The sequence below is a fragment of the Flavobacterium aurantiibacter genome (assembly GCF_002251775.1).
Taxonomy (GTDB): domain Bacteria; phylum Bacteroidota; class Bacteroidia; order Flavobacteriales; family Flavobacteriaceae; genus Flavobacterium; species Flavobacterium aurantiibacter.
The window spans coordinates 1-3,488 of sequence record NZ_NOXX01000047.1 but is presented as its reverse complement, the minus strand read 5'-3'; the positions used below and the strand labels follow the sequence as shown (position 1 = coordinate 3,488).

The window sequence follows — 3,488 nt, the reverse complement described above, 5'->3', positions numbered from 1 at the left end:
TGTTCAATTTATTTTACTTCAAATAATTTCACCCAACGGGTTAAGACAGATTAAAAATTATTCCCTCCGAAGCTTTTACGTAGGATACGAATAAAACTCAAAATAGGTTTTATGCTTCAAACTTAGGTGCGCAAACTATCCTCAAACGGCACGCGGTGCAAAATACTTCGTCCTAAGGTTACCTCATCGGCAAATTCGAGCTGGTCGCCTACCGAAATCCCGCGCGCGATTGTCGAGGTTTTCAAATTGAAACTTTTAACCTGATTGTAAATGTAGAAATTCGTAGTATCGCCTTCCATCGTGGCACTTAAGGCAAAAATGAGTTCGCTAACCAAACCCGAACGTACTTTTTCTACCAAAGTGGAAATTTTGAGCTGACTCGGCCCCACACCATCCATCGGAGAAATTTTCCCACCCAAAACGTGGTAGATTCCTTGAAACTGACCCGTATTTTCAATAGCCATCACATCGCGTATGTCTTCTACAACGCAAATCAATTCGTGGTTGCGCTTCGGGTTTGCACATATCTCACACAACAGCTGGTCGGAAATGTTATGGCAACTTTCGCACAACTTAACTTCCGTACGCAAACGTAATAATGCTGAGGTAAGAGCAGTGGTTTCTTCTTCGGGTCTGCGTAATAAATGCAACACCAACCGCAGTGCGGTACGTTTGCCAATTCCGGGTAAACCCGCCATTTCGTTAACGGCTTGTTCCAACAACTTCGAAGAAAATTCCATAGGGCAAAAATAAGCCAATAAACTACATTTTTAGCAGCCCGTATTTCCACAAAAAAACCGATACTTGTAACTATTTTAGAGAAAGTCATGACACCAACCACCATTTTACTTCTAATAACCGTTTACTTCGGACTCTTATTTGCCATTTCGTACTTTGTGAGCAAAAACGACCAAAGCAACGACAGTTTCTTTACCGCCAACCGCAACTCAAAATGGTATTTAGTAGCTTTCGGAATGATAGGTACCGCGCTTTCTGGCGTTACATTCATCAGCGTTCCGGGCCAAGTAGGAAATCCCGATATTCAATTCAAGTATTTTCAATTTGTTTTAGGAAACGCCATCGGTTTTATCATCATCGCAAAGCTTTTATTGCCGTTGTACTATCGTTTGCGAGTGGTTTCTATTTACAGTTACATCGAACAGCAACTTGGAACAGTTTCTTACAAAACAGCTGCCTCGTTTTTTCTGATTAGTCGCACTATTGGTTCGGCTGCCCGACTTTATTTGGTCGTTTTGGTCCTGCAACGCTATGTGTTCGATGCTTTTGGTATTCCGTTTGCCGCAACGGTATTGGGTTCGCTGTTATTAATTTTCGCGTACACCTACCGTGGAGGTTTAAAAACCATCATTTTAACCGACACGCTTCAAACCTTATTCTTGGTTTCTTCGGTTATCCTTACGATTATTTTTATCTGTCAGAGTTTAAACTTATCGGCAACCGAGGCATTCGAAACCGTTAAAAACAGCAGCTATTCCAAAATTTTCTTCTTTGAAGATTGGTTAAAATCTACATTCTTCCTCAAGCAAATTTTCGGTGGCATCTTTGTAACGCTTGCTATGGTCGGGCTCGATCAAGATTTAATGCAAAAGAATTTATCGTGTAAGAACATCGGCGAAGCACAAAAAAACATGTTCACCTTTACGGCGATTTTCGTTTGTATAAATCTGTTCTTTCTGAGTGTTGGCGCGCTCTTATACTTGTATGCCGAGAAAAATGGCGTGAGCATACCTATCGATTTAGCTACGGGAAAACCGCGAACCGACCTACTTTTCCCGGAAATTGCTTTTAACCATTTGAGTATAGTTCCGGCGATTGTGTTTTTACTCGGACTCACCGCTGCCACCTTTGCCACGACCGATTCGGCTTTAACTGCACTTACAACCTCGTTTTGTATAGACTTTTTAAACATGGATAAAACGGCTGCCGGAAAAAACAGTGTGGCTACCCGACACGGTGTACACATCGGATTTTCATTGCTCATGTTTGTGGTTATTTTGTTCATTTACAGCTACAACGACGATTCGGTGGTGAGCCTTATCTTCAAAATTGCAGCGTACACTTACGGTCCGTTATTGGGCCTTTACAGCTTCGGACTTTTCGTGAAAAATCGTGTAGTGACCGATAAGCTTACACCAGTAGTGTGCGTATTAGCGGTTGTGGCTACGTATGTAATTTCAGCGAACAGTCGGCTTTTATTCGGCGCTTACGAGTTTGCCGAAGAACTCATTATCGTTAACGGTTTGCTGACACTTTTGGGCTTAGTTGCGGTAAGTAAACCGAGAAAAGGTGAGGCAATTACGCACTAATTTGTGCGTGTGTTAAACTAAAGCTTCTTTTTTATTTGGGCGTTCCGGCGCCTCCGTGCTAGAAAGATATGTCAGGCGCCGTCGGGTCTTTCGCTGCCCCGATAGCTATCGGGTTTTTTTGCCCGACGCGGATCAAAAAACAAGATTTCCGCTGCAACCCCTAACGCGGGGAATGTACGCAAAGAGACGACTTATTTACTACAGTAGTTTGAAGGTCTTTAAGGAAAAGTGCTTCTTGAAATCGTCACGAGAATAACATTGGTTTTATTTCTATTTTCCCATTTTGGTTGGATTCTGTCTAGTGTCAAAAACGTCGGCAATTTTGACCTGTTTGTTTGTTGAATCGACCGAGTAAATCACTTTGTAGTTTCCGCAAACCAAATAATAATACTTTTCTTTTCTATTGGCGAGTAGAAGCTCAATCGGCCCTGCGAACGGATTCGTTTCCAGAATATTTGCTCCTTTAATTAATTTTGTGATGATTTGCTTAGCAACTTTGTAACTCACTTTAAATTTGTGATATTCAAATATTTCATCTAGTTTTTCTTGAGAAAACGCAGACCAAACAACCACGTATTTCATTTTCAATACTTTGATAAAATCTCACAACTTGGTTTACAACGATTGGCTTTGAAATCTGCTTCTGATTTATCTATCCTCTCGTTCAGTTCTTCTATCGTCATTGGCGTGATAGTATTGTTCTTGAAACTTGTGCTCGTTTTCAAAAGTTTTTCAAATTGGCTAATAGCTTCTTCACTTTGAATTTTGAGGAACTCTTGAATAAAAGCTACTTTTCGTGTTTGCAAATCCATAATCTATTTCACTTTTTATCAAAATTACAAATTAACTTTTGGCAATTGTTGATTGTGAGCAGATTTTTCAAAAGCATTCTCATCTTAGCTTGTTATGGCTCGAACTCGCGCTTTGCAAAGTATCCCGAATTTAAGGTATGCTTGAAAAAGTGAATTGCGAAATTTTCTGATTGTTTACTTATAAGATAGCGCAATCACGCAAGGATTTATCTAGCTTATTTTTTAAGTTTTAGAAGAATACTCCGAAGTCGGGAGACTTCGGAGAGCGAGTGGAATGTGCGCAAAGAGGCGATTGGTAGTTTAATAACGTATTTCCCAGCCCCGGGTGCAGCGGCAGCCCGGAGAAAAA

The 3,488-nt window shown here is 40.8% G+C and carries 4 protein-coding genes; 1 reads left to right on the top strand and 3 read right to left on the bottom strand.

The window, feature by feature from the left end; all coding sequences use genetic code 11:
- Positions 1-122: 122 nt before the first annotated feature.
- Positions 123-740 (bottom strand): recombination mediator RecR, encoded by a 618-nt coding sequence (gene recR / locus CHX27_RS00505; RefSeq protein ID WP_094484834.1) that lies wholly within the window; start codon positions 738-740, stop codon positions 123-125.
- 87 nt (positions 741-827) lie between these two features.
- Here recR and CHX27_RS00500 point away from each other — a divergent pair, with 87 nt between their 5' ends.
- Positions 828-2,327, top strand: coding sequence for a sodium:solute symporter (locus CHX27_RS00500; RefSeq protein ID WP_094484833.1), 1,500 nt, complete (start codon positions 828-830; stop codon positions 2,325-2,327).
- A 270-nt stretch (positions 2,328-2,597) separates the two neighbouring features.
- Here CHX27_RS00500 and CHX27_RS00495 read toward each other — a convergent pair whose 3' ends face one another.
- Both CHX27_RS00495 and CHX27_RS00490 read right to left on the bottom strand, forming a co-directional pair.
- Positions 2,598-2,909, bottom strand: a complete 312-nt coding sequence (locus tag CHX27_RS00495; RefSeq protein ID WP_094484832.1) for a type II toxin-antitoxin system RelE/ParE family toxin — start codon at positions 2,907-2,909, stop codon at positions 2,598-2,600.
- A 2-nt stretch (positions 2,910-2,911) separates the two neighbouring features.
- Positions 2,912-3,139: a hypothetical protein gene (locus CHX27_RS00490; protein WP_094484831.1), complete on the bottom strand. Its 228-nt coding sequence runs from the start codon at positions 3,137-3,139 to the stop codon at positions 2,912-2,914.
- Positions 3,140-3,488: the final 349 nt, after the last annotated feature.